We start from the raw sequence: 22,154 nt of genomic DNA on the forward strand, positions 1-22,154 counted from the left end.
TCTCAGTTGCACTCAATTTAATAAATCCTCAACATTTAAGAAACTGGTTTACTAGTTGCTGCTACTGTACCTCATAAGAGCCGTAAATGCTGTATCGCTTTTTTAGTAAGAAATAAAAAGTCCGCTACCCAAAATTAGAGTTGAGAGCGAAAAGTGGATCTATGGAAGAAGATACTATCAAGATTGCTGGTTTTCATGCTCATGTTTACTTCGATCCTGCGAGTCGAGATGTAGCTGCGCGTGTACGCGAAGGATTAGGCGCTAGGTTTGACGTGCAACTCGGACGCTGGTTTGACAAGCCCATCGGGCCCCATCCAAAAGCGATGTATCAAGTTGCTTTCTTGCCGAATCAGTTTGAGAAAGTCGTTCCTTGGTTAATGCTCAATCGTGAGGGATTGGATATTCTCGTTCATCCTGAGACAGGGAATGCTGTGGCAGACCACGCAGTTCATTCCCTATGGTTAGGAGAAAAGCTAGATTTGAATATTGAGTTTCTTCAACAGCTTAGTCCTACTTGATCCAACTAAGGAAAGTAAATGACGTTGTTGGCTAAAAGTTTTGCTTTCTATTTTGCCTTCCTTAAGTGGAGCAATTTTCTAACAGAGATGTAACATTCAGTATCTACAAGAATTGGTATTAAACTCCTTGATTGCAGATAACTGTTTATTAACACTTTTGTTGAAAATAAAGATAAGACATCCATTTTGCAGAATGCTATGCTGTTAATCGGCATTCTCATAAAAATAAATTTCTCTGATGAAAAACATCTCTGCGAAAGGAAAAATTGCAGGTATTTCTCAATTCGGCAAAGCTAATTTCAGAGTCACGAAGAAACAGATTTTATTTAGTACTATTATTCTCTGCTTTGGTTTGCTGGGACTAGGTGGTTTCTGGTTTAAATCCAGATATAAATTTGATAATCAGATGAGTGTAAAACTACAAGAATTATCTAATGTCGATTATCCAGCCAATCCTGCACCATTAGGAAAAAATTTTAAAAGATATTCTAATCGAAAATTAACACTTATTAAGAAAGATGATACACATTTCGATTTCGTACTAGAAGCAACAGACAAAAATACGGCAAAAATAGTTATAAAAAATGTTGATTTAGAGCTATTAGTTCCTAAAGCACCTGAATGGGTTAAAAAAGATCGAGGTTTAGAAATAATAGCTTTTACAGATAGGGAGTGGAACAGGCAACAGATTAGTTTTCCTGCTAATTCAAAAAACATAGAAATTGTTGGAGGAGATGGTTTTGAAAAGCAAAATATTGTAGAGATAGCTTTGGCTAATAATTGCTTAAATGCCGGATTTTGGGAAATTTTGCTTTTTACTAAAGAGGATAATAACAAAACCCTTTATTATCAAAGTTGGTTTACTTTCCCAATTGGACATTACAAAAATATTTTTGAAAAAATTAATAATATTTCATATTGGCAGCATTGGTGGAAATTAGAACACTGGCAAGATCCGAGTGGCACAATAGTAAAAACTAATCTTTTAAGAAATGTAATCGATCAAAAAGAAGTTGCTACTCAGTTCCCCCTTGATGAGAGGATAATTGTATCAGGAGAGCAAAGTAGAAAAGTTAGAACTACGCTAGCGACCAACATCACCAAATGGAGAGATTTTTACGACGTTAAAAATGAAGTTAAGTTTGCAAGTTTTCGAGCGCCAGGATTTTACGATCAAAATAAGCCTTGGGGAAATCAATACTGGAGAATAGGCAAATTTGACAAAGCGATTTTAAGGAATATAAAACCGATTGGCGTTGAACAAAATTTACAGGAAATTGAGCTAGGATTCACAGATACCAAAACTGGTGAGAAAAATAGATTATTCATCAGTGGCGTTAATCTGAAAACGCTTCCTCAATTGCCTGTAGCAGATTATTCCAAAGGTTTATATATGCCGATGGGAATTGGGATACCTCCTTTTTATCAAAGCTATGAAGAATTAACAAAAAATCATCCCGATGTCAGCCCCTATTTCAGTTTTTTACTAGATTCACAGGAGAAGTGGATAGATCATCACCACTTAGCAGTTGATGGTTCAGTGATGCACCTTGATAAAGATAACCCAAATCTTTTGCATCTTTACTTGTTATCCTATGAAAGAAATACTTTAATAGCTCATTTTTTGATCGATTTAACATAGATATAGCTGTTCTCGGTTGAGTGAGGTATAAAAACCTCACTTCCCTCATAACAAGCGAGGAGGCGACTACGATAAACCTTATACCAATTCGATTAATGATTGCAACACATCTTTGAGTAAAGACGCGATGAATCGCGTCTCTACAAATGGTCTATTTGTGGCATTCTTTTTTCCAATTGGTATTACTTTTACTATTTTCTAGTAAAAGAAGGAAAATCGTATAGATAATTGGTCTTTCAGACGCGATAAATTGCGTCTCTATATCAGGATTTTATTGCTTAGTATTAACTGTATTGAACTCTATAATTGAAGAAACTGGTTGACTTTAATATTTAGTCATTCGGTATTTGCTTGAGTAAAGCTATCCACATATCAGATGGATCTGAATAGTAATCAATTTCTTCAACTTGATATTGATAAGATTCACAACCTTCTCGTAAAATAATGCGATCGCAAGCTTTAACGCTTTTCCCTACTCCAGTCATGTACCCGATTGTTCCTTCATTAAGGCGCTCAAATATGTAGTCGCCTCCACAAACTTGTTGTCTGTAATCATGGATTTTATTCTTTTGTTTTAATTTTGTTACTGGAGAGATAACCAGAGATAATTTATTGAAAAAACTAAAACTTAAGTTCATACCTGTTCTGATTGAAGAGAAGGCACTTAAAAGCATTTAAAAAATAGAACTTTTAATTCATTTAAAAGCCGATTCTTTTAAATTTACAGTACTATTAACCGCAGATTCAACTGTAAAATCACCTAACTGTTGGACGAGATTTGGTGAGATATAAGTTTTTTGCTTAACTATCTAGTATTAATTAATAAGCTTTTTATGTCTTGAAAATGTCATATATGTATATATTTTAATATTAATATAATTTAGTCACTACTTGTAGTGGCTAGAGCTACATCTATCTGCTTCAGTAGTACTTCTAGGGTAGAAGAGTTATCTAAAACGACATCTGCATGAGCCACTTTTTCTTCGATGGATAATTGGCTGTTAATCCTGGCTCGAGCCTGTTCTGTATTTAAATGATTTCGTTGTATCAATCTTTGTAGTTGTTGTTCTTGAGAACAACGCACTACCCAGATTTCTGTTACCAAATCAGTCATCCCAGCTTCAAATAATAGAGGCACTACTAACACCAGTATTTTTGACGAAGACTGAGCAATTGCTTTGAGAAAGCGATCGCGCACATCAGGATGAATCAAATTGTCTATCCAGTTGCGTTCATCTTGACGATTAAAGATAATTTCGCCTAACTTTTGACGGTTGAGGCTGCCATCTGGTAGTAAAATTTGTTCGCCATAACGTTGAGCGATCGCACCGAGAATAGGCGAACCTAAAGATACTGCCTCTCTAGCATAAATATCTGCATCCAAAATCGGCAGATTATAAGTGCTAGCTAAATAATTGGTGACAGTGGTTTTACCTGTGGCAATACCTCCGGTTAAGCCGATTATACGTTTTGTCATTTGTCAGTAGTTATTCTCCCCTGCTCCCCTGCTCCCCTGCTTCCCTGCCTCCCTTGCTCCCTCATCTAAGAATTTGTCGCCCATGCGATTAGTGCTTGGGTTAAACCATCTAAAGTGTATTCTTCGGCTTCTACATCCACGCGTCCGAATAAATCATGGCAAGTTTTGGAGGTTTGGGGGCCGATAGAGGCAATACAAACTCCCTCTAATAATTGGCTAGCATCAGAGTTGTTGGAAAATATATTATTAGTAAGTTGACAGAAAAATTGTACAGTTTTAGAACTGGCAAAGGTGATTGCATCTACCTTACGGTTTTGGAGAGCTAACTTTGCCGCAGGTGGAATACTACTAGGACAACAAGATTGATATGCCGCAACTTCTATCACATTTGCTCCCTTGAGAGTTAATTCCTTAACTAAAACTTCTCTGCCGCCGCTTTCAACTCTAGGAAATAATACCTTTTTACCATCTAATTTATCTGGGAAATTTTCCACTAAACAATCGGCAACAAAGTTGGGCGGAATAAAATCTGCTTGCAGAGAGCGTTGTTTGAGACTTTGGGCTGTTTTCTCACCAACGACGGCAATTTTGATGCCAGCTAAGGCACGGCTATCTTTACCTTGGGCAATTAGCCTTTCAAAAAAGTAGTCTATGCCATTGGTAGAAGTAAGAATTAACCAGTCGAAGTCAGATAAATGAGCGATCGCATTATCCAAAGCTTCCCAACTGGAGGGGGGGCCGATTTCTAAGGTAGGCATTTCGATGACTGTTGCACCTGATGCAATGAGGCGATCGCTAAATTGACTCGATTGGCCAACTGAACGTGTCACCAAAATCATTTTACCAGTAAGGGGAAGAGGAGATAGGGGGAAATTGCTTGACATAACAGGAGGGCTAAAAGTTTTGGCTGTAGTCGAAACCTGACAATCTATTTTCTCAGGTTGTAAGTACTTGCGTAGCCCAACAACTTCGCCAATCACAATTACCGCCGGGGAAAGGGATAATCCGGCGGTTTGTTCTAGAATATTGCCCAGTTGCGCTGTCCAAATTTGTTGATCGGGAGTTCCTGCCCAACGGATGATAGCAATGGGTGTTAAATGCGATCGCCCGTGTTTTACCAGTTGATCTACAATCTCTGCTAAATGTTGCCCTCCCATCAAAATTACCAGTGTCTCTAAGCGTGACAGTGCCTCCCAGTCTAAAACCTCTGGTTCATGAGCTGTAAGCACTGCAAAAGTGCGGCTTAACACTGGATCTGTTAGGGGAATTCCTGCCAACAAAGGTGCTGCAAGGGCTGAGGAAATTCCTGGTACTAGTTCAAAATCACAACCGGATGCTTTCAACGCTTCAATTTCGGAAGTGCAACGCCCAAAAATTAACGGATCGCCTGATTTGAGCCGTATAACTTGTTTTCCTTGCAGACAGTGCTTTACCAGTAACTTGTTAATCTGTGCTTGGCTTGTACTGGGTTTGCCACCGCGTTTACCGACATCCACCTTCAGGCAATTATCTGGTGGTACGCACTGCAATAATTGAGCATCTACTAAAGCATCGTAGACTAGCACTTGAGCAGTAGCTAAGAGATTGTAAGCTTTTACTGTCAGGTATGCTGCATCTCCAGGCCCAGCACCTACGAGGTAGACTTTGCCTCTGTCATTTGTCATTTGTCAGTAGTTATTCTCCCCTGCTCCCCTGCTCCTCTGCTCCTCTGCTCCCCTGCTCACCATACATATTCAATTCATTTGGGTATTAATTTTTTGGATTAGCCGATCGACTTGTTCAACCATCTCCTTGTTTTTCTCAGCTTGGAATAATTCTCTGGCTTTTTTGAGATTAACGATCGCTTCTTTTGGCTGTTGTTGTCTTCCCAAAGTGATTCCCAAATTATAGTAAGTGAATGCATCGTTTGGTACAAGGCTAATGGCTTTTTTGTAATGTGCGATCGCTTCTTGAGGTTTACCTCGATCGTCCATTGCATTTCCCAAACCTGTGTAAGCTTGTGCGTGTTTGGGATCGAGGCGAATGGCTTCGGTATAGCCAGCGATTGCTTCTGTTAACTTGCCTTGAGCGTAAAAAGCACTTGCTAAATTATAGTGAGCGTCTGCATAATTGGGAGCGAAACTGATGGCTTTTTGGTAATGTGCGATCGCTTCTTCTAGTTTGCCTTGAGCGTACAGAGTATTTCCCAAGGCATTATAACCTGCTGGATTTTTCGGAGCGAGGCGAATGGCTTCGGTATAGTTGGCGATTGCTTCTGCTGGCTTTCCTTGAGCGTATAAGGCGTTTCCTAAGTAATAGTAAGCATCTGTATAGTTAGGATCGAAGCTAATAGATTTTTTATACTGAGTAACTGCTTCTGCTAGCTCACCTCGATCGTATAGAGCATTTCCTAAACGGGTGTAAGTCGGTGCATAATCTGGTTTGAGGCGAATAGCTGCTATATATTCGGTAACTGCTTCTGTGAGCTTGCCTTGAGCGTAGAGAGCATTTCCTAAGTTATAGTGAGCTTCAGCATACTTGGGTTCAAGGCTGATGGCTTTCTGATATTGTGCGATCGCAGGTTCTAACTGATTCAGTCTTGCTAAAGTCAAACCCAGATTAAAATATGCTCTAGAGTCTTGAGGATCGAGGCTAATGGCTTTATTGTATTGAGCGATCGCTTCTTGTGGTTTACCTCGATCGTCGAGAGTATTTCCCAAGGCAATATAAGCTTGTGCAAAATTGGGTTCTAGTTCAATTGCCTTCCGAAAAGCCGCCTCTGCTCCTTTTAAATCTCCCTGTTTATAGAGATTGCTTCCTTGCTCGAAGTTGGCAACTGCGTTTTTGTTGCGAATGACTGCGGACTGAGTAGAGTTGTGAATTTTTGCTAAAATAACGCCAACATTTTGACCAAAGGCAGTATTTCCATTACTCAAACACAAGCAGATAATAGCTGCTACCAGTAGATTCTTGTTTTTCAGCATTTTTATTACCTTACCTACTTGGTTTAGATATAATGTCAAGTTCGGCTAATTGCCATCATAAAAATACCCCATCTCAGCCCTTCCTTACTATTCGGGGAGCAAAAGCGTAGCTTTGGCGGAGTTATAGCAGGAATTATAAGTGATTAAGCTAACTTGATACAAGTGTAATCTCATATAAATATCTATTTGTACACAATAGACATTTCAAAGTCCCTCTCCCAAGGTTGGGAGAGGGATTTAGGGTGAGGGCTTTTAATTCATGCAAAAAATCTAATAGATGGTAATTTATTAAAACTAAAAAGTCGTTTTTAGGTAATTGCTGACACTTTTGTTTCCATCAATTTAACAATGGCTGCAATTAATTTCTCTGGGTTAAGAGGTTTGGATAAATGCATTTGAAACCCAGCTTTTAGGGCTTTTTCATGGTCATTGTTTCTCGCAAAGGCAGTCAAGGCAATTGCTGGAATTTGCCCACCTTGTTCTGGTGTCCGAGTTCTCACTTCATGTATTAACATATAGCCATCGATATCGGGCATACTAATATCGCTTACCAACACATCTGGCTTGACTTCTGCTAAGGCTTGTAATGCTTCTTCAGCAGAAGATACTGCCATCACAAAAGCCCCATCTTGCTCTAATACAAAAGCAACAAAATCTCGTGAATCAGTATCATCGACAACTAAAATCCTAATGCCATTCAGAGGTAAGGAGTTAGTAGCTAAGAATGCAGGGAAATTTTGTCCATCCATCAGCCTTGGGCTTTCATCTGCCAGAAGCGGTAAGCTAACAGTAAATATTGCCCCTTGACCCTCACCGTGGCTATCTGCTTTGACGATGCCGCCATGCATTTCGATGATATTACGCACAATTGCTAATCCCAGTCCTAATCCACCAAAATTTCTCGTAGAGGTGCTATCTGCTTGGCGGAAGTAATCAAACACGAATGGCAAAAAGTCACCGCTAATTCCCTTACCCGTATCGCTAACAATTATTTGAGCATAGCCATCAGTTTCCTGGAGTCGCACTTCTACCTTTCCTCCCCTGGGTGTAAATTTGATTGCGTTAGAAAGGAGATTCCAAACGACTTGCTGCAAACGAGTCGAGTCGCCCATAATTTGTCCCACACCCGGTTCAAATACTGTATTCACCTCAATCAACTTTGTTTCTGCTGCTAACTGCATTGTCTGTAATGCCGACAATACCGTGGACTTTAGATCAATTTTCGTGATATTCAGCGTCAGTTTGCCTTGTAAAATTCTGGAAATATCCAGCAAGTCCTCAATGAGTTGAACTTGTAAGGTAGCATTGCGTTCGATTGTAGCTAGGGCTTCAGATGTCTTTGTTTGGTCTAACCTGCGGGTTTGCAACAACTTTGACCAGCCGAGAATTGCGTTGAGTGGAGTGCGTAGTTCGTGAGAGAGGACGGCTAAAAATTCATCTTTAATTCGATTGGCTGTTTCTGCTTTCGCTCGTGCTACTTGTTCTAATTCCAGTAGGTGCGCTCGTTCTTCAAGTATTTGTTTTTGTTCGTGGATATCCGTACAGGTTCCAAACCACTTGACTACAAAACCTTGCTCATCTTTGAGTGGTAAACCTCGCGCGAGCTGCCAACGATAGGAGCCATCAGCAGCTCGTTTAAAGCGATATTCATTGTTATATGTAGTGCTATTTTTGACAGCATCAGACCACACTTTATCAGCTCTTTGAACATCATCTGGATGCAATGCAGCCAACCAACCAGAACCCAAAGATTGCTCTAACGTTAGCCCAGTGTATTCGCACCAATTTTGATTAAAATAATCGCATTCACCGTTGGGTTTAGTTGTCCATACAAGTTGAGGAATTGCCTCAGCCAAGTAACGGTAGCGTTCTTCGCTTTGTCGAAGAATTTCTAAGATGCGTTGGCGTTCAAGAATCTCTTGTTGTAATTGCTCGTTAGTCTGAGTAATTTCATTGGTGCGAACAGCAACCATTTCTTCAAGATGATTCTGGTATTTTCGCAGTTCCTCCTCTATCCATAAGCGTTCGCTTATTTGTGTTTGAAGTTCTTGATTTGTCTGTTCTAATTGAGTAGGGCTAGGAAGTGCCAATGCTTGTGGAACTAAAGGTATAAGCTCTACTGCTGTAATTACAGAAATTGTTGCAGTTACTGCTTTGACAAACCCCGACACCCAATAGGTTGGATGCCAAAGTGTCCAAATCTCCATTAAATGAGTAGTGCCGCAAGCTACGATAAATCCACTAAACAGCAAAAAAATCCAATCAAAGGGCAAATCTTCTCGCTTGCGGACAAAGTAGAAGAGTGTAGCTGGAATTGAGTAATAAGCTAATGCAATGAATGCGTCAGATAATATGTGTAACCAAACTAAATTCGTTTGCCATAGATAGCAGTGTCCATGTGGAATAAATGAGTCTGATGTCAAAAAGTTAGCCCATAATTCTGATATTATATTTGACATAAACACTTGATTCTTTAAGCTATAAATCTACTATTAAATCTCTGCCTTGCTTAATACTATTTTAGTATCAAAATATTAATGATACAGTGTGTCTAATTTTTGTACTGCTTAAGCAGACTAGAATATAACTTTACAAAACAAAAAGGTTGTTAGTTTCATCATTGTTTTGCAAAAATTAATCATTGAAAATTCCCAAGATTTTCTCTTATCAAGCCTAAACCAATTAATTGGGGTGCATCCCAGTTTTTACTTTGCGATCAGAGAATAACTTGTCATTGCGAACGCGAACAGCGTCTCGTAGAGAGGAGGGACGACGAACGCAAGTGCGTGTCGCAGACAAGCAATCCCCCAATCTCTTACTAAGCAACAGTTGATGGGATTGCCACGCTCCACTTCGTTGCGCTCGCAATGACAGGCAAAAAAGTGGGATGCTCCAATTAATTGTGGCTATGGAGCTTGTCGCGCATCCGATTGCAATTGTAATGGTTATGAAGAGAGTGGTCAAAGTTGCGGAAATTGCGGACATAATTATGGTATACAATAGTAAATTACCAAATAAAAACCATTCTCACCATAATGATGGGAATGGCAAAAAGTTAGGAGACACAACAGGAAACTTTAATCTCTGCAACTCTCATTAAAGTTAAGATTCGCTTGACTTAGCACTCATTTTATCTAACAGTTGAGTGATTTTTTTAGCTTTTTCAGGTTGGCGCTGTTTTTGTAATAAATCTTTAGCTTGTAACAGGTTAGTTTTTGCTTCTTCTTCTCGCTCTTGCTGCATGAAGATATTCGCCAGACGCAAGTAAGCATCAGGATTTTTCGGACTGCGGCGAATTACTTCCCGAAATAATTCTGTTGCTTCTTCTACTTGTCCTTGCTGGTTTAAAACGTCTCCCAAAAACAAGCGCACTACATCATTAGTAGAGTTGATGGAAATGACTTTGCGAAAGGCCGCTTCTGCACCTTGGTAATCTTTTGCTTGGGCAAGATTGATACCTTTTTGAAACAAGTCTGAGGTAATCAAAGTTTTCCAGGCGAAATAGCCAAGGATTGACAGACTCAGAACAACTGCAACAGCAGCGATAATCGAACTAGTGGGAAAGGTTTCTAGCATTGTCTAAGCCAAAAGACAGGCGATAGGAAAAATCAGATATTCCATAAAAAAGAGTTTCCAGATAAATTGGTAGAATTGAGCGATCGCACTTTTCTCTTGTAAGTCTACCGTCAAACTCCGCAACCACAGCCAAGCCAACAGCCCCAAATGAGTAACTACCAAGAATATAGCGTTAACTGAGGCGACGTTTAGCACCCCAACCAGAATTATTCCCAGATAGCAGGAAGTTATTACCCAAAGAGACAGATTGAACACAGCTTGGGGGCCAAGTTTGATGGTGAAAGTAGTAATATTGTAGAGGCGATCGCCTTCCATATCGGGGATATCTTTAAAGATAGCGATCGCAAAGGTAAACACTAAAATAAATAACGTCAGCACCCACACCACAGGTGGAATTGTTTGGCTTTGTTGCAACGCCCAGCTGTAATGCAGATATAAACCTAAGTTAACAATCGTACCGCGCACCGAAAAAATACACAGCGCCGCCCAAACGGGAAACTGTTTTAAACGAATTGGCGGTAAAGAATAAGCAGTACCAATAGCCAAACTAATTGCTACCATACCCAATAAAAACGGGCCAGTTAGCCACGCCACAACCAGCGCCAAAATCCCAGTAGAAGCGACAATTAATTGCCCAGTTTGCTGGGAAAACTCACCAGACGCTAAGGGTAAATGAGGCTTATTAATCTTGTCAATTTCTACATCTTCTAATTGATTCAGCCCCACAATATAAACATTGCCACACAGACAACCAATCCATGCACCAAAGACAGGGAGTAGGGAATATGTAGAGACGTGATGAATCGCGTCTCTACTTATAGCAATGGCAATTAAATATAAACCCAAAACACTCAGACTTGTACCAATAATTGTGTGAGGGCGAGAGAATTTCCAGAATGCGTATAACCACTGGAAATATGATTGAACAGGTTTGCCTGGTAAAGGGCTGTTTTGAGAACTTTGGCTCATGAGTAGCTTAGATACAGTATTCTGGTTGGTTGTTAATCATTGTCACAGAATTTGGTCATTAGACTTCTTTCATGAATCAATGAGCTTTCACCCTTCTCCTACGTGCCCTCTGCGGTAGCCTGCGATAAACTGAAGCGTCTACGTTATTCTAAACTTATAACTTCTTGCGCCAACTCAAATCAAGAATGCGATTAATTTTATACAGTAAACCCGGCTGTCATTTATGTGAAGGCTTGCAAGAAAAGCTAGAACAAATCCAAAATCTCAGTTTCGAGTTGGAAGTTAGGGATATTACGACTCGTGAAGATTGGTTTGCTGCGTATGAGTATGAGGTGCCGATGCTTTATTTATCGAACCGCCAAGGCGCAGAGGACGCGGAGGGAAGTGAGAAATTATTGCCGCGTCCTTCTCCTCGTGCTAGCGTGCAGCAGTTGGAGCAAATGTTGCGTAAATATTTAGCCAATTAGAAAAAAATAATGCAGAATAAGCGCAAGATCAAGAATGTGACGAGGTTCACAAAATGAAATTGCGGGAATTACTAACAGCGGTAGACAGTGTTGAGCAATTGCCTAGTTATCCAACTTTGGAGGATGTGGAAGTTAGGGGTTTAAAGACGAATTCCCATGCTTGTCGTGTGGGAGATTTGTTTATTGGGATGCCAGGAACGCGGGTTGATGGTGGGGAATTTTGGCAAAGTGCGATCGCATCGGGGGCTGTAGCTGCGATCGTTTCTCCCGAAGCGGCACAAAAAAATCCTCCCACAAATCAGGCTGTGGTTATTAGTGCAAGTAACATAACTCAAGCTTGTGCGCAGATAGCCAGTGCTTTTTACGGTTATCCAGGGCGAAAACTCAAGCTGGTGGGCGTGACTGGTACAAATGGCAAAACTACAACTACTCATCTAATTGAATTTCTACTCAACAAAGCTAATTTAGCTACAGCTTTGATGGGAACTCTCTACACTCGTTGGGCAGGTTTTGAGCAAACTGCTGCCCACACTACCCCTTTTGCGGTGGAACTGCAACAGCAGCTAGCAGAGGCGGTGAAGGCTGGTAGTGAGTTTGGGGTGATGGAAGTCAGTTCTCACGCTTTGGCCCAAGGTAGAGTGTTGGGTTGTGAATTTGAGGTAGGGGTGTTCAGTAATCTTACTCAAGACCATCTCGACTATCACAGCGATATGGAAGATTACTTTGCTGCCAAAGCGTTATTGTTTAGCCCTAATTATCTCAAGGGACGGGCAATAATTAATGCTGATGATTCCTACGGGAAGCGGTTAATTGCGTCGTTGGATTCCGAACGGGTTTGGAGTTACAGCGTCAACGACAACAGCGCTGATTTATGGATGAGCGATTTAAGTTATCAGCCAAATGGTGTTAGTGGGACATTACATACACCAAAAGGTGATGTGGCTTTTCGATCGCCCCTAGTCGGACAATATAATTTAGAAAATCTTTTAGCAGCCGTAGGAGCAGTTTTACACTTAGGGCTAGATTTGCACTTAGTGGCAGCTGTGATACCTGAGTTTCCCGGAGTTCCTGGACGCATGGAACGGGTACAGATTAGTACTGAGCAAGATATTAGCGTGATTGTGGATTATGCCCACACGCCCGATAGTTTAGAAAATTTACTGAAAGCTGCACGTCCATTTATACCTGGCAAAGTGATTTGTGTATTTGGTTGTGGAGGCGATCGCGATCGCACTAAGCGCCCAAAAATGGGTAAAATTGCTGCTGAGTTAGCTGATGTGGCTGTAGTGACATCAGATAATCCCCGAACTGAAGACCCAGAAAGGATTTTGCAAGATATTTTAGCGGGAATAGCTGACACAGTGCAGCCAACAGTAATTTGCGATCGAGCGATCGCAATTCGTACCGCTATTTTACAAGCACAACCCGGTGATGGAGTATTGCTTGCTGGTAAAGGTCACGAAGACTACCAAATTCTCGGTACCGAAAAAATCCATTTTGACGACCGAGAACACGCCCGCGACGCTTTACAGCAAAGACTTAACGTACAAGCTTAATTTGGGCATTGGAAGAGGCAGAGGGGCAGAGGAGAAAAACTGAAAAACTTACTGCAATTTCTTCCCTGCTCCCCTGCTCCCCTGCCCCCCACTCCCCTCTAAGTAGACTTTTTTATAGTTAATATTTCTTTCCGTGGGGATTTTGTAAAAAATGCACACATAAAGGTGAAAATCGAAGACAGAATTATTTCTTGCTTCATCCTTTTTGTGCTTGACTCATGAATGTTTCTCTGGTTAAGGATCTGTCTGTTTATCAACTGGTTATGGGAGTGCAAGCGCCTCCTAAACCATTGTCCCTCAGTCCTGCTACTCTACTATCACTGGTGAGAGCGCAAATTGACTTACTCATTGAGCAGCAAATTGCAGCCACTCTCTGGGTGAAGCTACCACCAGATAAAATTTGGCAATCAGAATTAGCGCGTTATCAATCCTCGGTAGGTGCCTCTAGTCTCATTTATACTTGCCAGATTGAGGAGAGTAGGAAAGGGGAAGGAGGGGAAGACAAGGGAGAGGAAAGATTAAATATCTCATCATCTCCCTCATCCCCATCATCTCATTATGTCCCCGTTCATCTACCACCAGATAGCCAAATGCGACGGGAAAACTTTCTGATGGTGTTATCGCCCCAATTTTGCAGTTTAATTTTGGCTCATCGACCACTTAAAAAACGCAAAAATCAGACATCGGGGAAGGTAAATACTAATAAAAACCAGCCGTTGCTGATTATAACTACTGTTGAGGGGAGAGTAATTCAGCAAGTATTAAATAGTATCCAACAAGCGATTGCGCCAGAATCATCCTCAATACCTGCTAGTTTTATTTGTCCAACCGTGCCTCAAGGCGCACTTATGAATCAATTGTTGGCAAAACAACTCCTCCGACAAGATGAAATTAATCGTCAAATCATTACAGTACGCACTAAGAAGTTGGAGCAGCAAAATCAAGAACTGCACAATAAAGAGCAACTCAAAGATGAATACCTGAAAAATGTCTGTCAGGAACTACGTATACCTTTGACACACATGAAGACAGCACTTTCATTATTAAATTCCCCTAATCTTAAACCCCCACAACGACAACGTTATTTACAGATGTTAAATACCCAGTGCGATCAGCAAAACTCCCTGATTACTGGTTTCTTGGAACTGGTGCAGCTAGAACAGAATTTGGAGGGGACGACTTTGGAGTTGGTGCGTCTCTCAGATGTTGTACCTGGAGTAGTCAGTACCTACCAACCTGTAGCCCAAGAAAAAGGAATTATGCTAGCCTACACCGTGCCGACTGAACTCCCATCTGTTTGGTGCGTGAGTGGTAAGCTGAGGCAAATTGTGATTAATCTGTTGCACAACAGTCTTAAATTTACCCCTAATGGAGGTCAAGTATGGGTGCGTGCCCGTAGTCAAGGCGATTATGTCCAATTAGAATTCCGCGACACAGGTATTGGTATTGCCGAAAACGAAATTCCCAAAATCTTCGATCGATTTTATCGCGTGCGTACAGCAGCAACCGAAGATTATGGTGGTGCTGGGTTGGGGTTAACGATAATACAGCAATTGCTGCTGCGCTGTGGTGGATCTGTTTCTGTAAAAAGTAAATTATCTGAAGGTTCTACCTTTACAGTGCAACTGGCAACTGTTAGCAATATCCCAAGAGCGATCGCGACAGAAAATGAGTTATGAGTTATAAGTTATGAGTTATGAGCGATCGATTTATAATTCATAACTTATAACTCCTACGCACTTTCGATAATACGCTGTACTAGGTCTTATTTATAAGGCGCTCAACTCGGACGGATACATCAGGAAAGGCTAGGGGTGAAATAGTACCTGTAGTTAGTGTCAGTTCGGTTTTGTATTCCCCATTTTCTAGGTCACGAAATACTTTTAACTGCGGAGTCTTCAGGTTGACAACCCAATATTCAACAATACCACCCTCAGCGTAGATGTCTTTTTTGTCACCTAAATCTTTGCTCAGGGTGGCTTTGGAGAATTCAATAACCCAGAAGATATCTTCTGGGTAAGAATGGTGTTCTAAGTAGACCTCACCTAAAGGTTTGACAATCGCAACATCGGGAGCAGGTTCTGAATCGTTGGGTAAGGTAACGGGTTTTGCATCGCGGATTTTTACCCGTTCACCGAGCAGTGTGCGAAGATAATCAGCTGCTTCTGTGTTGTAGTAAGCGTGAGATTCTCGTTCTGGGGGCATAACAATGAGGTCGCCGCGCAATAGTTCAATGGGCTGGTCGTCAAAAATACCTGCCTCTATTGCTTGGTGATAACGTTTAATTGTCCATTTATAGGTAGTTACGGTCATAATCCTTATTTAGCCTTTTTTCTACCACTTAGACAAGAGGTTTACTTTGATTTTAAAATGAAGCGCCGACTAGCTCATCAGACATTGTTTTTAGGACTTACGCATTTTACATATTGGAGGTATTTGATATTCGTAGCGAGAGACAAAATAAGCACCAACTTGTTTGTCGCTGTGATGACGGAAACCAAAACGTTCATATACTGCTCTAAGGCGTGGACGTGAGGCGTCGCAATCTAGACGTAAATAATGTCTGCCAAGTATTTGTGTTTGTTCAACAGCCCAAGCTAGAAGTGCTGAAGAGACTTTACCGCCGGAGTAATGCCGTCGAACTGCAAAGCGATGTAAAAATGCTGAATCTTCCTGAGAAATGTCGGGCCAGAACAGTAAATCTTCTAGTTGAAACTTCATTGTACCAACTGCTTCACCTGCCCACTCAGCAATGAAAAACAAGCCGTTAGCAACATCTTTAGAGATACTTTCTGGTGAAACCTGACTCTCATGCCACAGAGTCCTACCACTCTGCTGGAGCCACAAAGCTGCTTCTAATAACACATCCGAAACGATCGCCGTATCTTGTATGGTTGCTTGACGAATTGAGATGTACATTTAGTTATTAATAATACTCACTGTTCGCGTAATCGAGGATGAGTTTGGTGAAATAGATGAAACAAGGGAGAGTATCTAAGCGTTGGCATACCTTGTGCCAGAAAGAAAGTTGTGTAGGGTGTAACTGTTTAATGGTAAGTGTGAAAAATGGCACATTTACCGCAACAAATAATCTCAGAACGAATCGATGATGTGGTTCTGCTGCTAGAGGTGATAAAAAAGATGGGGCTGCCAGAAATCCTCAACCAAAATTTGCCACGTCACTGGAAACAGGAAGGACTAGATTGGGGATGGGCATCCGTGAGAGTTTGCTCAACTGATAGCGAAGTCAGCGATGTCGATTGCGGTGCTGCGGGCGATGTCAGGGCAGATGACCGGCAGGATTTCGATGCCGTGGCACGTGCCCATCAATTGGCGGCAGCGCGCCGAGACACCGGCACCCAGCAGCAGCCTGTAGAAGCCGATGCCCTCGTCGCGAAGAGGGTCACACTCGTTGACGCTGATCGCCACCGGCGGCAGTCCCTCGACATCCTCGCGCTGTGCGAAGCCCGGCCAGGCCAGCGGGTTGCGGGCGTTGAACGCGTCAATGCCGTAAGCCATCGCGCTGCGGTTGTTCTGTACCGAGATGAAGATGCCTTCGTTCTCGCTGGACGACGGGTTCTGCGGCAGCGGCCACTCGCCAGCGATGAAGGGGCACATGGCGTAGATGCCCTTAATCAGGGCGAGGTCGCCGTCCTGCTTCAGCTTCATGCCGACCGCCAGCGCGAGGTTCCCGCCGCCGCTTTCGCCTGTAACCACGATGCGCGCCGGATCGATGCCAAGGGCGGCGGCATTGGCGCGTACCCACTTGAGACCGGAGACACAATCATTGAGTCCCGCAGGGAAGGGGGCGATCTCTGGTGCCGAGTCAGCGTGCACAGCGTTGCGGAAGTCGACCATCGCCACGGCCACGCCCCGTGCGGCGATCATGCGGCCCCAAGTCTTGTAGTTGCCTTCGTAGCAAGAGCTGAACGCCATGCGACCGCCGTGGATGTAGTAAATGCACGGCAGGATTTCTGTGCCATCAGGGCGGATGTATTGGATCTGAACCGTGTTGCCGTCGGGCGAAGAGGTGAAGGTTTCCGTACGCACGGTCAGTCCGGTCGACGGAGCGACATCCTCGCAGTCCATCGTGTCGAAAAACGCGACCTGTTGGGCATAAATGGCTCTGCCCTCGGCGGAGAGTTCCTGCGCGAGCAGTTCCTCTCGGCTGGCGACGTTGGGCTGCGGTGCCCCTAAGGGGATTCCGGCGAAAAACGCCTTGATGCGTGGATCGAGACGGGGATCGAGTTCAAGTTTCGAGGTCATTTGATTGCTCCTTTGAGGTGAGAGGCTTGATTTCGGGGAACGGCAGTAGATGTCGCCTGGGCGGCTGAAAGTTCAGCAGGGTGGGGCGCTAGCGCGCAGGGTCGACCAACGCTCCGTAGGTGATAGACCGGGAGATCCCGCGGACATCCGCCACCGGATAGGGCCGCCCGGTCATCGGGTTTCCGCCGTCCACCTGCTGGATCATGCCGACGACGACGATGGCGTTGACTGGATCGACCCAGAACCAGGTGCCGTGTACGCCGCCCCAATAGAACGTGCCTGCGCCGACCGCGCCGCCATTGAAATCGGCCCGGGCCGGATCGAGCACGATACCGACATTCATGCCGTAGCCGACGCCGGCGAACGACTGTAGGAAGTGCATCGGCACCCCCTCAGGCAGCAGGTTGCTCGTCATCAGCCTGACCGAACTCGGCGAGAGAACCCGCACGCCGTCGAGCTCGCCGCCGTTCGCCAGCATCTGCGCGAAGCGCAGGTAGTCTTGGGCGGTCGAATAGAGTCCGGCAATCGACAGCAGGTATTTGGGCTTCACGCCCGCAGGCGTGCCCGCCACGGCGGGGAACGCAGACTGATCCGGGGCAAGGACAAGCTTGAGGTCGTCGTCCAGAGCATAGCGGGGCGCGATGCGATGGCGATGCTCTGGCAGCACCCCAAAGCCCGTGTCCTTCATGCCCAACGGTGCAAATATCTGCTGTTCCAGGAAAACGTCAATCGTTTGGCCGGCGATCCGTTTGATAATAGCACCTTGCACCTCCTGCTGCAGTCCGTAGCGGAAGTGCGTGCCGGGCTGTGCTTCCAACGGCAGTTTCGCCAGCTTGGCGATCGTGTCGTCGTTCGTGCCGCTCCACAGGTCGGCCTCTGCATACATCGCGTCGACCTTCGGATTGACGCTGCCCAGAGGCGGCCCGAAGGCGAAGCCCGCGCAAGTCGACATCACATGGCGCATCTGCATCGGTCGTTCGAGTGCGACGAGCGCGCCGTCCGCGTCCATCACTTTCAGGTCTGCGAATTCAGGGATGAACCGGGTGACTGGATCGTCAAGTTGCCACTTGCCCTGCTCGTAAAGGAGGAGCATCGCCACAGCGACGATCGGCTTGGTCATCGAGGCGATGCGGAAGATGGCGTCCTCACGCAGCGGCTCGCGACCTTCGAGCGTCTGGTAGCCGTAGCGCCCAGACTTCACCAGTTTGCCGTGGCGGGCGATCGTCACGCTGATGCCGGCATAATGGCCAGCATCGATCTCCGCCTGCATCGCGCTGTCGAGCCGATCGAGGCGCTCGGCCGCGAACCCTACCGACTCCGGCGAGGCGATCGGCAGAGGCGTCGGCAGCGCGGCATCAACCTCGTGCCTGGCCTGCGCCACGACATCCAGTCCGAGGTGCGCCGGCAGCCAGCGGACGGTCAGGTCCAGCACCTCGCCAAGCTTCGACACGGCGCAATGGCCGGTGTCGGGCAGCAGATAGACCTCCGTGTTGGAGCGGCCCTCGAAGACCAAGGTATCGACCTGAGGAATCAGATCATCGTCCGCGCCGTTGATGATGAGCATCGGCGCGTTGTCCGCCCGATCCAGCAGCGACCGCCGCAAAAGCAACGCCAGAGCGGACTGGAGTTCTTGCGTGCTCGGCTGGTGGTCGAAACCCATGTCATTGCCAATGATGTCTGCGGTTCGGAAGGGCAGGCTTTCGATGTGCTCCACGTCGAAGCACTTGTCGACCGGGCCCCCCAGGACGATTGCAGCGTCGACAGCGCCCGAAAGCCCGGTCATTGCAGAGAAGTTGCCACCGAACGACATGCCAAAGTGCGCGACCTTGCCATTGCCGAGGTGTCGCGCCTCTTCGACAAGCGCAAGCACCACTTCGTCGCCAGCGTTCGACAACGGAATCGGGCATTCTGCCGTGCCAGGCATGTCGAACGCGAGTACCGTAACGCCCGCGCGCTTCGCCAAGGTCACGCACATCTCGTGACAGTCCATCTTGTAGGTGTCGATACCGCCGCTGAAGATCAGCACCGGCGCTTCGCGATAGCGGCCCGTCGTCGAGAACAGGTGGATGGGCAGGTCTACGCTCGTGCCGCGATAGGGCAGCGGGATCGCGCGGCGCTCGAACCTGATGGGAAAGCTCGGCGCGGCGGCCAGATAGGCGGCGACTTGGTTGTCGAGCGCTTTGCGCCGCGTGTCGTCCGCAAGGCACGGAAACTTGGCATAGCCGTAGGCGATCGACGCGAGGAACGGGTTTCCCTGCTCCATGTACTGCCGAGCAAGTGCAGACCACTCGTAGGGCCATCCTCCCGGTGCGTCCGCCCACATGTCGGCGATCGCGGCCTGTAGAGCCTTGACCTGGGGCCTGGCGATGCCGAAGGCGATGAACTGGTCGACGCGGCTCTCGAACACGGCCTTGGCGTCGATTTCGTATGTGTAGCTCATGACAAGTCTCCTTCGCGTTTGCTCTAACGCAGATCATCTGCGTTAAATTATCGTACTGCCGATCCGGCGCGCGTCTGAACGAGGAGAACTGCGTCCGGGGCGTGGACGAAGAAGTCGCCTTCGATTTGGCGATCGGGCCGCTCTACGTCCGCACGCCGATCGCGCGGCAGCCCATCGACGACGCCTTCATCGAATGTTTCATCTATTTCACCAAACTCATCCTCGATTGCGCGAACGATGAGATAATAGTTTTATACAAAGTCATTTTCCAATACAAAATCTACTAAAAATCCTCTCTAAAACGGATTCTGTTACTTCTTCTCCGGTAATTTCCCCTAAAGCTTGAATCGCACCTCGTAAGTCAATTGTCCAAAAATCCAGAGGTAACTGCTGGGTAATTGTCGCTTGCACCTGTTCCAAAGACATTTTAGCTTGAGTTAAGGCTGCTGCCTGCCTTTGGTTAATGGCTAAATCCATATCAGCAGCTTGCACTTTTCCAGATTGAACTATTTCTAAAATTGCTGCTTCTAAAGCTTCAATACCTTGATTTTGGGCTGCGGCTGTGACAATTTTGGATTGTGGACTTCGGCTACGCTCAGTCGAACGATTTTGGATTTTAGATTGAAGAGTTGTTCTTTCACTTTCTTCTACTAAATCGATTTTATTAATGACTAGAATCACTGAACGGTGTTGTACCTCTTGATAAATTTCTTCATCACCTTCCGTCCAACCTGCGGAAGCATCGATGGTAAGCAAGACTAAATCAGCTGCATTGGCAGCACGACGCGATCGCTCGACGCCAATTTTTTCCACTTGGTCTGTTGTTTCCCGAATCCCCGCTGTATCTAGCACTTGTATGGGAATTCCCCCGACAACTAACTGAGATTCGACAACATCGCGGGTTGTACCAGGTAAATCAGTCACAATGGCGCGATCGCTCCGGCTCCAAGCGTTCAATAAACTCGACTTACCCACATTCGGACGCCCAACAATTGCCACTTTTAAACCAGTGCGTAGCAACTCACCTTTGTCTTTGGTTTCCAATAACCTAGTTATTTCTGCGGCAATTTTATCAATTGCTGATATGGTTGCTTTATCATCCAGCGGCGGAAGGTCTTCCTCAAAATCAATCCGAGCTTCAATTTCTGCCAAGATATCCAAACAGTTAGCGCGTAACTGCCGAATCGGATGAGCTAATTTTCCTTGTAAACCAGCTAAAGCACTTTGAGCCGCTTGGGGCGATTTAGCTCCAACTAAGTCGGCAATACCTTCGGCTTGAGTTAAATCCAACCGTCCATTCAAAAAGGCGCGGAGAGTAAATTCTCCAGGTTGCGCTAGTCTAGCGCCATTTTCCAAACACAGTTGTAATACTTGCTGCACTGCCATAATTCCCCCGTGGCAATGGAATTCTACAACATTTTCACGGGTGTAAGAACGGGGTGCTTTCATAATCAACAACAGGGCTTCATCCACTATTTGTTGCGTCTGGGGATGGCGAATGTAACCGTAGAGAATCCGGTGACTTTCCCAAACTTGTCGCCCTGGTGCATGAAAGAGACTTTGGGCGATTGTCATTGCTTGAGAACCGGACACCCGCACAATGCCAACACTACCCTGTTGGGGGACAACAGCAGTGGCGATCGCGGCTATAGTTCCAGTAGTAGCAAAGAGTTCTGACATGAGCGCCCTTTATAAAAGTGAGGAGTGAGGAGTAAAAATCATAACTCATAACTCCTAACTCCTAACTTATAACTTTCTAAATGGTGAGTATTTAGACTAATGAGATACCAACTGGCAAGGTAAAATTTATCTGTAGGTCATGCCTGATAGTAAAGAGTAAAGAGTGAAGAGTTAGAGATGAAAATCATGACTCACAACTTATAACTCATAACTTTTAGAGAGAGGAATGTACTGTGGAGCAAAAGATTAACTGCGCTGTAGCCTGTGTTAACGGGTGTGTTTTAGGGGATAAATGCCCCAATATCGAGTTTAGAGAGTCAGCCGCAAAATTTATTGAAGAGACTCCCTTAGATAAAATGCTGGAGTTGGCACAAGAACGTCTGCGGAAAAAAATGGCAGAACCGCCAAAATGGGTATTGCCTGAAGAGTCATAGCATTTGGGGCAACAGGCATAAGCAAAACAGCGTGGAAGTTAAATGGTATATCTATAATTTAATTCTCGCAGCTTTGCTGCCAAGCGATCGCTGTGTTGCATTCTCCTGTTGTGCCACTTCTTTCGGTGTTGGAACCAGTTTTCTCTCAGAAGTGTAGGGTTAAAGC

At 44.9% G+C, this 22,154-nt stretch carries 20 protein-coding genes; 8 read left to right on the top strand and 12 right to left on the bottom strand.

Going from position 1 to position 22,154, the window contains the following annotated elements:
- The first annotated feature begins 161 nt into the window (after nucleotides 1-161).
- Both V7K44_RS13585 and V7K44_RS13590 read left to right on the top strand, forming a co-directional pair.
- A complete protein-coding gene (locus tag V7K44_RS13585; RefSeq protein ID WP_334932209.1) occupies nucleotides 162-518 on the top strand; it encodes a DOPA 4,5-dioxygenase family protein in 357 nt (118 codons plus the stop codon).
- Between the two features lie 238 nt (nucleotides 519-756).
- Entirely contained in the window at nucleotides 757-2,160 is a 1,404-nt protein-coding gene (locus V7K44_RS13590; protein WP_334932211.1) for a hypothetical protein, read from the top strand.
- Between the two features lie 332 nt (nucleotides 2,161-2,492).
- On the opposite strand, the gene V7K44_RS13595 is transcribed toward V7K44_RS13590, so the two are convergent.
- The 7 genes from V7K44_RS13595 to V7K44_RS13625 all read right to left on the bottom strand — a co-directional run bounded on the left by V7K44_RS13595 (nucleotide 2,493) and on the right by V7K44_RS13625 (nucleotide 11,145).
- Nucleotides 2,493-2,798, bottom strand: coding sequence for a hypothetical protein (locus V7K44_RS13595; protein WP_334932213.1), 306 nt, complete (start codon nucleotides 2,796-2,798; stop codon nucleotides 2,493-2,495).
- A gap of 242 nt (nucleotides 2,799-3,040) precedes the next feature.
- Nucleotides 3,041-3,637, bottom strand: coding sequence for a dephospho-CoA kinase (coaE, locus tag V7K44_RS13600; protein ID WP_334880982.1), 597 nt, complete (start codon nucleotides 3,635-3,637; stop codon nucleotides 3,041-3,043).
- Between the two features lie 65 nt (nucleotides 3,638-3,702).
- Complete coding sequence (gene cobA / locus V7K44_RS13605; protein ID WP_334932215.1) at nucleotides 3,703-5,301, bottom strand: uroporphyrinogen-III C-methyltransferase; 1,599 nt, start codon at nucleotides 5,299-5,301, stop codon at nucleotides 3,703-3,705.
- Between the two features lie 69 nt (nucleotides 5,302-5,370).
- The gene (locus V7K44_RS13610) at nucleotides 5,371-6,600 is read right to left on the bottom strand and encodes a tetratricopeptide repeat protein (RefSeq protein WP_334932217.1); all 1,230 of its coding nucleotides are present in this window, start codon (nucleotides 6,598-6,600) and stop codon (nucleotides 5,371-5,373) included.
- A 308-nt stretch (nucleotides 6,601-6,908) separates the two neighbouring features.
- Nucleotides 6,909-9,059, bottom strand: coding sequence for a hybrid sensor histidine kinase/response regulator (locus V7K44_RS13615; RefSeq protein ID WP_334932219.1), 2,151 nt, complete (start codon nucleotides 9,057-9,059; stop codon nucleotides 6,909-6,911).
- Nucleotides 9,060-9,702: 643 nt separating this feature from the next.
- The gene (locus V7K44_RS13620) at nucleotides 9,703-10,176 is read right to left on the bottom strand and encodes a tetratricopeptide repeat protein (RefSeq protein WP_334932221.1); all 474 of its coding nucleotides are present in this window, start codon (nucleotides 10,174-10,176) and stop codon (nucleotides 9,703-9,705) included.
- Between the two features lie 3 nt (nucleotides 10,177-10,179).
- Nucleotides 10,180-11,145, bottom strand: coding sequence for a homogentisate phytyltransferase (locus V7K44_RS13625; RefSeq protein WP_334932223.1), 966 nt, complete (start codon nucleotides 11,143-11,145; stop codon nucleotides 10,180-10,182).
- Nucleotides 11,146-11,330: 185 nt separating this feature from the next.
- Here V7K44_RS13625 and V7K44_RS13630 point away from each other — a divergent pair, with 185 nt between their 5' ends.
- The 3 genes from V7K44_RS13630 (at nucleotide 11,331) to V7K44_RS13640 (ending at nucleotide 14,847) form a co-directional block, all read left to right on the top strand.
- Nucleotides 11,331-11,612: a glutaredoxin family protein gene (locus V7K44_RS13630; protein ID WP_334932225.1), complete on the top strand. Its 282-nt coding sequence runs from the start codon at nucleotides 11,331-11,333 to the stop codon at nucleotides 11,610-11,612.
- A gap of 53 nt (nucleotides 11,613-11,665) precedes the next feature.
- Nucleotides 11,666-13,168 (top strand): UDP-N-acetylmuramoyl-L-alanyl-D-glutamate--2,6-diaminopimelate ligase, encoded by a 1,503-nt coding sequence (locus tag V7K44_RS13635; protein WP_334932226.1) that lies wholly within the window; start codon nucleotides 11,666-11,668, stop codon nucleotides 13,166-13,168.
- A gap of 218 nt (nucleotides 13,169-13,386) precedes the next feature.
- A complete protein-coding gene (locus V7K44_RS13640) occupies nucleotides 13,387-14,847 on the top strand; it encodes a DICT sensory domain-containing protein (RefSeq protein ID WP_334932227.1) in 1,461 nt (486 codons plus the stop codon).
- Nucleotides 14,848-14,926: 79 nt separating this feature from the next.
- Here the strand turns inward: V7K44_RS13640 and V7K44_RS13645 are convergent, their stop codons facing one another.
- The 4 genes from V7K44_RS13645 to V7K44_RS13660 all read right to left on the bottom strand — a co-directional run bounded on the left by V7K44_RS13645 (nucleotide 14,927) and on the right by V7K44_RS13660 (nucleotide 19,874).
- The gene (locus tag V7K44_RS13645; RefSeq protein ID WP_334932228.1) at nucleotides 14,927-15,481 is read right to left on the bottom strand and encodes a Uma2 family endonuclease; all 555 of its coding nucleotides are present in this window, start codon (nucleotides 15,479-15,481) and stop codon (nucleotides 14,927-14,929) included.
- A gap of 90 nt (nucleotides 15,482-15,571) precedes the next feature.
- A complete protein-coding gene (locus V7K44_RS13650) occupies nucleotides 15,572-16,087 on the bottom strand; it encodes a GNAT family N-acetyltransferase (RefSeq protein ID WP_334932229.1) in 516 nt (171 codons plus the stop codon).
- 312 nt (nucleotides 16,088-16,399) lie between these two features.
- On the bottom strand, nucleotides 16,400-17,434 hold the full coding sequence (locus V7K44_RS13655) for an alpha/beta hydrolase (protein WP_334932231.1): 1,035 nt from the start codon (nucleotides 17,432-17,434) through the stop codon (nucleotides 16,400-16,402).
- A gap of 88 nt (nucleotides 17,435-17,522) precedes the next feature.
- Nucleotides 17,523-19,874 (bottom strand): serine hydrolase, encoded by a 2,352-nt coding sequence (locus V7K44_RS13660; RefSeq protein ID WP_334932233.1) that lies wholly within the window; start codon nucleotides 19,872-19,874, stop codon nucleotides 17,523-17,525.
- A gap of 101 nt (nucleotides 19,875-19,975) precedes the next feature.
- Here V7K44_RS13660 and V7K44_RS13665 point away from each other — a divergent pair, with 101 nt between their 5' ends.
- Nucleotides 19,976-20,161, top strand: a complete 186-nt coding sequence (locus V7K44_RS13665) for a hypothetical protein (protein WP_334932235.1) — start codon at nucleotides 19,976-19,978, stop codon at nucleotides 20,159-20,161.
- Here V7K44_RS13665 and mnmE read toward each other — a convergent pair.
- Nucleotides 20,136-21,554 (bottom strand): tRNA uridine-5-carboxymethylaminomethyl(34) synthesis GTPase MnmE, encoded by a 1,419-nt coding sequence (gene mnmE, locus V7K44_RS13670; RefSeq protein WP_334932237.1) that lies wholly within the window; start codon nucleotides 21,552-21,554, stop codon nucleotides 20,136-20,138. The two genes, V7K44_RS13665 and mnmE, sit on opposite strands and share 26 nt — an antisense overlap.
- Before the next feature lie 233 nt (nucleotides 21,555-21,787).
- Here mnmE and V7K44_RS13675 point away from each other — a divergent pair, with 233 nt between their 5' ends.
- Complete coding sequence (locus V7K44_RS13675) at nucleotides 21,788-21,988, top strand: hypothetical protein (protein ID WP_334932239.1); 201 nt, start codon at nucleotides 21,788-21,790, stop codon at nucleotides 21,986-21,988.
- Between the two features lie 31 nt (nucleotides 21,989-22,019).
- The gene (locus tag V7K44_RS13680) at nucleotides 22,020-22,145 is read left to right on the top strand and encodes a hypothetical protein (RefSeq protein ID WP_334932241.1); all 126 of its coding nucleotides are present in this window, start codon (nucleotides 22,020-22,022) and stop codon (nucleotides 22,143-22,145) included.
- Nucleotides 22,146-22,154: the final 9 nt, after the last annotated feature.

Origin of the sequence: Nostoc sp. (assembly GCF_036917235.1) — a bacterium.
Lineage (GTDB): Bacteria > Cyanobacteriota > Cyanobacteriia > Cyanobacteriales > Nostocaceae > Nostoc.